Below are 7213 nucleotides of genomic sequence, written 5' to 3'. Positions count from 1 at the left end.
CGGCGCCCCCACCGTCAAGAAATTCGGTCCACGTCTCCCCTTCCTCCTCAAGATCCTTGCCGCAGGCGCCCCCCTCTCCCTTCAGGTCCATCCCAACCTCGCCCAGGCGAAGGAGGGTTACGCCGCGGAGGAGCGCCAGGGCGTCCCCGTCGACGCGCCGCACCGCAACTACAAGGACGCCAATCACAAGCCCGAACTGATCTGCGCCCTGACCCCCTTCGACGGCCTGTGCGGCTTCCGAGCACCCGCCGAGACCGCCGACCTCCTCGCCCGGCTCGACGTCGACCCGCTCAAGCCCTACGTGGACCTCCTGCGCGCACATCCCGAGGAAGCCGCGCTGCGCGAGGTCCTCACCGCCGTGCTGACCGCCGACCCCGACGAGATGTCCCACACAGTGCATTCCTCCGCCGAGGCGGCGGCACGCCTCGGCGGCGAGTACTCGCCATACGTGTCGATCGCGCACCATTACCCCGGCGACCCGGGCGTCATCGCGGCCATGCTGCTCAACCACGTACAACTCCAGCCCGGCGAGGCGCTCTTCCTCGGCGCCGGCGTCCCGCACGCCTATCTGAACGGACTGGGCGTCGAGATCATGGCCAACTCGGACAACGTCCTGCGCTGCGGTCTCACCCCCAAGCACGTCGACGTACCGGAACTGCTCCGCATCGTGCGCTTCGAGTCCACCGAGCCCGCCGTCCTCCGCCCCGAGGCATCGGCGTCCGGCGAGGAGCTGTACGAGACCCCGATCGACGAATTCCGGCTGTCCAGCTACGGGTTGGCCCCGGGCGCCGAGCCCAGGGAACTCACCGCCGACACCCCGCAGATCCTCCTCTGCACGGCGGGCACACCGCGCGCCAACGAAATCGGCCTGAACCCGGGTGATTCGGTCTTCGTCCCCGCGGGCGAGAAGACCGAACTGACCGGTACGGGCAGGGTGTTCAGGGCCACCGTCATCGCCTGAACCGGAGCTTCTCGCACGGTCCGCCCCGGCGGCTGCAACAATGTGCCGCCGTACCGCGGCGCCAGGGCCGCAGACCGATGAAGGGACCCACCGCACCAATGAGCGCGTCAGGCGGAATCAAGGCGATCGTGGCGGCGCTCGTCGCCAACCTAGCGATCGCAGTAGCCAAGTTCGTGGCGTTCCTCTTCAGTGGTTCGTCGTCCATGCTCGCCGAGAGCGTGCACTCGCTCGCCGACTCCGGCAATCAGGGGCTGCTGCTCCTCGGCGGCAAGAAGGCGAAGCGCGAAGCGACCCCGGAACACCCCTTCGGTTACGGCCGTGAGCGCTACATCTACGCGTTCCTCGTCTCCATCGTGCTCTTCTCCGTCGGTGGCATGTTCGCCATCTACGAGGGCTACGAGAAGATCAAGCACCCGCACGAGATCGAGGCCTGGTACTGGCCGGTCGGCGTCCTGGTGTTCGCGATCATCGCCGAGTCGTTCTCCTTCCGTACGGCCATCGTCGAGTCCAACCAGACACGCGGCAAGCGCTCGTGGAAGGAGTTCGTCCGGCACTCCAAGGCGCCCGAACTCCCGGTCGTCCTGCTGGAGGACCTCGGCGCGCTCGTCGGTCTGATCCTCGCCCTCCTCGGCGTGAGCCTGGCGCTCGCCACGGGCAACGGCGTCTGGGACGGCATCGGCACGCTCTGCATCGGCATCCTGCTCATCGTGATCGCGCTGGTCCTGGCGGCCGAGACGAAGTCCCTGCTGCTCGGTGAGTCCGCCGGCCGGGAGGACGTGGAGAAGATCAAGGGCGCCATCGTCGACGGCGATGTCGTCACCGGCATCATCCACATGCGTACGCTCCACCTCGGCCCCGAGGAGCTGCTGGTCGCGGCCAAGATCGCGGTCGAGCACGACGACACGGCGGCCGAGGTCGCCCAGGCGATCAACGCCGCCGAGGGCCGGATCCGCGAGGCGGTCCCGATCGCTCGGGTGATCTACCTGGAACCGGACATCTTCAACGCCGCCGCCGCGGCGGCGGGCACCAACCCGGCCAAGGCGCCGGGCGGCACGACCCCCGAGCCGGCCTCGGGAGAGAGTCCCGGCAAGGGCGACCACTGATCACCTGCCCATCTGCGGCAAGGAGGCCCCGGCGCCGGTTGCGCCGGGGCCTCCTCGCGCAGCTGGGTCCGGGTGCGACTTTCAGCCGTTCCCGGAGAGATCAACATCGTGGGCATACGGCGAAACGCCCGTAAGGCCCGAGTTGAGGCCCCTTCGAAACCCGTCAACGACGGGCCCCGGGCCCAGGCGCCCTTTAGGGCGCTGGGCCGATCGGTGTAGATTCGTCACCAGAGCCAGACGTCGCTGCTGATGGCGGTCGGGCGGTCTGCGGCGCGGACCGGCCGAGGGAGAGAGGGCCTCCGACGGACTGCGTTGCGTACGTCCGGGCATTCGTATGCCCGCCGCCGCAGAGTCAGCCGTACCCACCCTCGACCCCTTTACGAGGAGCAGCTCGCTATGACCACTGTCGCCAACCGACAGGACTTCAAGGTCGCCGATCTCTCGCTTGCCGACTTCGGCCGCAAGGAGATCACCCTCGCCGAGCACGAGATGCCCGGCCTGATGTCGATCCGCGAGGAGTACGCCGAGGCGCAGCCCCTCGCCGGCTCCCGCATCACCGGCTCTCTGCACATGACCGTGCAGACCGCCGTCCTCATCGAGACGCTTGCCGCGCTCGGCGCCGACGTCCGCTGGGCCTCCTGCAACATCTTCTCCACCCAGGATCACGCCGCCGCCGCCGTGGCCGTCGGTCCGAACGGCACCCCGGACGACCCGCAGGGCATCCCGGTCTTCGCCTGGAAGGGCGAGACCCTCGAAGAGTACTGGTGGTGCACGGAGCAGGCCCTGACCTGGCCCAACGCCTCCACCGGCGGCCCGAACATGATCCTGGACGACGGTGGCGACGCCACCCTCCTGGTCCACAAGGGCGTCGAGTTCGAGAAGGCCGGCGCGGCCCCGGACCCGGCCACGGCGGACAGCGAGGAGTACAGCCACATCCTCCGTCTGCTCAACCGCACCCTCACCGAGAACCCGCAGAAGTGGACCCTCCTGGCGTCCGAGATCCGCGGCGTCACCGAAGAGACCACGACCGGTGTCCACCGTCTCTACGAGATGCACCGCGACGGCACGCTCCTCTTCCCGGCGATCAACGTCAACGACGCCGTGACCAAGTCGAAGTTCGACAACAAGTACGGCTGCCGCCACTCGCTGATCGACGGCATCAACCGCGCCACCGACGTGTTGATCGGCGGCAAGGTCGCCGTCGTCTTCGGCTACGGCGACGTGGGCAAGGGCTGCGCGGAGTCCCTGCGCGGCCAGGGCGCCCGCGTGATCATCACCGAGATCGACCCGATCTGCGCGCTCCAGGCGGCCATGGACGGCTACCAGGTCTCGACGCTGGACGACGTCGTCGGCATCGCCGACATCTTCGTCACCACGACGGGCAACAAGGACATCATCATGGCCGCGGACATGGCCAAGATGAAGCACCAGGCGATCGTCGGGAACATCGGCCACTTCGACAACGAGATCGACATGGCCGGCCTCGCGAAGGTCCCCGGCATCGTCAAGGACGAGGTCAAGCCGCAGGTCCACACCTGGAAGTTCCCCGACGGCAAGACGCTGATCGTCCTGTCCGAGGGCCGCCTGCTGAACCTCGGCAACGCGACCGGTCACCCCTCCTTCGTGATGTCCAACTCGTTCGCGGACCAGACGCTGGCCCAGATCGAGCTCTTCACCAAGCCCGAGGAGTACCCGACCGACGTCTACGTGCTGCCCAAGCACCTCGACGAGAAGGTCGCCCGCCTCCACCTCGACGCGCTCGGCGTGAAGCTCACGACGCTCCGCCCCGAGCAGGCCGCGTACATCGGCGTGAAGGTCGAAGGCCCGTACAAGGCCGACCACTACCGCTACTGACCCACAGGCACCGCCGCTGACCCCAGCGGTACGGGCAGGCCCCCACACCCCCGTGTTGGGGGCCTGCCCCGGTCTGTGGCTCCTGGATCTCCCACCGGCTCACGGTCCGGGCGGGTCCAGGCGGTCTGTGTGTAAGCGGGCGGCGCTCCCGTGCGCTCCCACGGCACGGGCTCCGAGAACAGCGAAGGACTCCCGCACATGCCCCGTGGCCGCTACTCACTCCACGACCCGCACGACCACACCCCCCTCGGCGAAGAACACTTCCACTGCGCACCCGGCGCCTCGGGCTGGCGATACGTCTCCCAGATCACCGCTCCCTCCGGCGAGCACTCCGGCTCCACCGACCTCACCCTCGACGAGCTCGGCCGCCCCATCCGTCTCGAACTGCACGCCGCGAGCTGGCGGGTGCGCGCCGCAGCGCTCGAAGGCGTCACCTGGGTCCGCACCGACCCCACCGGCACCGAAGCCACCGAAGGCAATGTCCCCGCCCATGCCTTCACCGGTGCATCTCCCGCTTTCCTCGTCGCGATCACCCGCCTTCTGCGCCTCACTCCCGCTTCCCCCGCGACCCGCGTGCGCCTTGTGGCGTTCACGGATCCCGTCCTCGCCCCCCGAACCGTCGACCAGTCGTGGGCGCTACTGAGAAGTGAAGCGCATGCCACTGACAATGGCCCCCTGACCGTGGACGAGTACCAGGTCAGCGCTCTGGACACCGGTGAGCGGCACACCGTTCACATCAGCGGCGACGTGGTGCTCGCGGCGCCGGGCATCGAACTCGAAGAGCTCGAATCCCCTCCCTCGCACTTGCCGTGACGCCGAGACAGGGGCAGCCGTCGGACCGTCACCTACGCAGGCGGCGCGAACCCGGATGCCGGAGGATCGGCCGGACGCTCTCCAGTTGACGCCGGCTCAGCCGCGACCGGCCGTACATCCCACCGCTCGGCGTCCTGAGGCGGTGTGTCCTCCGGACGGTGGGTGAGCCGCGGACGGACGTGCTGCCCGCCGACAGGGGCGACAGGAGCGACGTGAGCGGCCGGGGCGGACCGACCGTCCGCAGCGGCGCCGAAGGTCCGCCGCGCGTCCCGTGCCTGCCGTTCGTTCACCACGGCCGCCAGATACGCAGCCGGCGGCACGCCGGGCGGCAGCGGCACACCCGTACGCGCGGCAAGGTCACTTGCCAGCCGCTCCGACATCGACCAGCCGACGCCGGGGTCGAGTTGCCGCATCCGCGTCAGGTACTGCCGTACGGCCAGCCACAGATCGTCGGGCACCGACGACAGATCCAGCTCCGAGAAGCGGCCGACGAGCCACGGCGGCGGAGGCGGCACGGCGGGGGCCCGATCCGCCGGCACCCGCTCGCGTACGACCAGCGTCCCCGCGAAGAGGTCACCGACCCGACGCCCACGCGCCGACACGAGCGAAGCGATGGACGCGATGACGCCGAACGACATCAACAGCTCCACCACACCGATAGCCCCACGCACCAGGGCGTGGCGGAACCGGATGGGTCCGCCGTCGTCACGCACCACCCGCAGCCCACAGGCCAGCTTCCCCAACGACCGCCCATGGCTGAGGGTTTCCACCGCGATCGGCACACCCACCGGTATCAACAGGAAGCTCGCGACAGCCAGCGCCGCCACCGCGGCGGTGTCCAGCGAATCCGTCGCGATGGCGAGGACGATCGACACGGCGATGTACGCGGCCCAGACCACCACCAGGTCGATGACGACAGCCAACGCCCGGCTCGGCAGCTTCGCGGGGCGCAGCCCCAGCACGACCGCGTCGCCCGTCACGAGCTCGTTCACCGGTGCCACCCTTCGCCGACCTTCTCTGCCCCCGGACCGCTCAGTCTGCCAAGCTGGCCTGCAACGTGCCGCAGTAGTACGAACCGTACGCACCCAGTGCCTGGAGCAGCAGCCGACCATGGACCTCGACGTCTTCGTGACGGCCCACCGACCCGAGTGGGACCGCCTGGACTTTCTGCTGCGCCGGGGACGCCATCTCACGGGCGCCGAGGCGGACGAACTCGTCGCCCTCTACCAACGCACGTCCACTCATCTCTCCCTGATCCAGTCCAGCGCCCCGGACCCCATGCTCATCGCGCGCCTGACCCAGCTGGTCGCGCGGGCACGCTCGGTGGTCACCGGCACCCGCCGCGCCGGCTGGCGCGACGCCGCGCGCTTCCTCTACGCCGGGTTCCCCGCCGCCGTGTACCGCTCCAGGTACTGGTGGATACCCACCGCACTGCTTTCGGTCCTCGTCGCCGCGCTCATCGGCTGGTGGATATCGGCGCACCCCGAGGTCCAGTCGGCGATCGCGGCCCCCGAGGACCTCCGTCAGATGACCCGGCCCGGCGGTGAGTACGAGACCTACTACTCGAGTCACCCGGCGGCGTCCTTCGCAGCACAGGTATGGACGAACAACGCCCAGGCGGCGGCCATGTGCCTCGTCCTCGGCGCCTTCCTCTGCTTCCCGGTGATCTGGATCCTCTTCCTGAACATGCTCAACCTCGGTGTGGGCATCGGGCTGATGTCGTCGGCCGGGCGTCTGGACACGTTCCTCGGCCTCGTCCTGCCCCACGGTCTACTCGAACTGACAGCCGTGTTCGTCGCGGCGGGCACGGGCCTGCGCCTCGGCTGGACCTTGATCGACCCCGGTCCCCACACCCGCCGGACAGCGCTCGCCCAGCAGGGCCGGGCAGCGGTGGGCATGGCCATCGGCCTCGCCCTGATCCTCTTCGTCTCCGGCCTGATCGAAGGCTTCGTCACCCCCTCCGGCCTGCCGACGTGGGCGCGCATCACCATCGGCGTCCTGTCCGAGGTGGCCTTCCTGGCGTACGTGTACGTACTCGGCGGCAGAGCGGCCCGCGCGGGCGAGACGGGCGACGTGGAGAGCGCCGACCAGAGTGCCCAACTGCCCACGGCAGCCTGATGTGCGTCACGCGTCCCTGACCTGTTAGTCTCCTCTCCGCCCCGCAAAGATCGATGCCGATCGTTGACATGGTCTACGTGGGGAGGTAGATTTGAACGGTTGCCTCGAGGATGAACATGTTCGAGAGTGGCGCGCTTGTCTACTCGGCTCTGAGTGGGAATCGAATTTCCGCAGAGCTTTCCGATACATCATCCGAATCGCAGCGGCCGATTTAGATCGGCCCGGATGTTTCTGATAATGTCGGGCTCGCCGAAAGGCAAAGGGCCAATCCGAAGGCCATTGGAACTCTTAATCGAGACCGCTTCTCCATGAGGAGCGAGACGCGAAAAGGTTCTGATAGAGTCGGGAACGCAAGACAGCAGGA

At 68.6% G+C, this 7213-nt stretch carries 6 protein-coding genes; 5 read left to right on the top strand and 1 reads right to left on the bottom strand.

The features are described from left to right. The 4 genes from manA to GXP76_RS32550 form a co-directional block, all read left to right on the top strand. Positions 1 to 961, top strand: a 961-nt coding sequence (gene manA, locus GXP76_RS32565; RefSeq protein WP_242575223.1) for a mannose-6-phosphate isomerase, class I, incomplete at its 5' end; no start/stop codon positions are given. A gap of 98 nt (positions 962 to 1059) precedes the next feature. Continuing rightward, entirely contained in the window at positions 1060 to 2064 is a 1005-nt protein-coding gene (locus tag GXP76_RS32560) for a cation diffusion facilitator family transporter (protein WP_242575222.1), read from the top strand. A gap of 396 nt (positions 2065 to 2460) precedes the next feature. Then, positions 2461 to 3918 (top strand): adenosylhomocysteinase, encoded by a 1458-nt coding sequence (ahcY, locus tag GXP76_RS32555; protein WP_242575221.1) that lies wholly within the window; start codon positions 2461 to 2463, stop codon positions 3916 to 3918. A gap of 198 nt (positions 3919 to 4116) precedes the next feature. Continuing rightward, positions 4117 to 4731, top strand: a complete 615-nt coding sequence (locus GXP76_RS32550; RefSeq protein ID WP_242575220.1) for a hypothetical protein — start codon at positions 4117 to 4119, stop codon at positions 4729 to 4731. Between the two features lie 32 nt (positions 4732 to 4763). Here the strand turns inward: GXP76_RS32550 and GXP76_RS32545 are convergent, their stop codons facing one another. Beyond that, positions 4764 to 5723, bottom strand: a complete 960-nt coding sequence (locus GXP76_RS32545) for an RDD family protein (protein ID WP_242575219.1) — start codon at positions 5721 to 5723, stop codon at positions 4764 to 4766. Positions 5724 to 5841: 118 nt separating this feature from the next. Between GXP76_RS32545 and GXP76_RS32540 the strand changes: the two genes are divergently transcribed. Beyond that, a complete protein-coding gene (locus GXP76_RS32540) occupies positions 5842 to 6849 on the top strand; it encodes a stage II sporulation protein M (protein ID WP_242575218.1) in 1008 nt (335 codons plus the stop codon). Positions 6850 to 7213 lie beyond the last annotated feature (364 nt).

It is taken from the genome of Streptomyces sp. NP-1717, assembly GCF_022695985.1.
GTDB lineage: Bacteria > Actinomycetota > Actinomycetes > Streptomycetales > Streptomycetaceae > Streptomyces.
This window is presented reverse-complemented; position numbering and strand designations above follow the sequence as displayed.

Coding starts and splice junctions, on each gene's coding strand:
- GXP76_RS32560 (WP_242575222.1), top strand. CDS start 1,060: ATGAGCGCGTCAGGCGGAATCAAGGCGATCGTGGCGGCGCTCGTCGCC.
- ahcY (WP_242575221.1), top strand. CDS start 2,461: ATGACCACTGTCGCCAACCGACAGGACTTCAAGGTCGCCGATCTCTCG.
- GXP76_RS32550 (WP_242575220.1), top strand. CDS start 4,117: ATGCCCCGTGGCCGCTACTCACTCCACGACCCGCACGACCACACCCCC.
- GXP76_RS32540 (WP_242575218.1), top strand. CDS start 5,842: ATGGACCTCGACGTCTTCGTGACGGCCCACCGACCCGAGTGGGACCGC.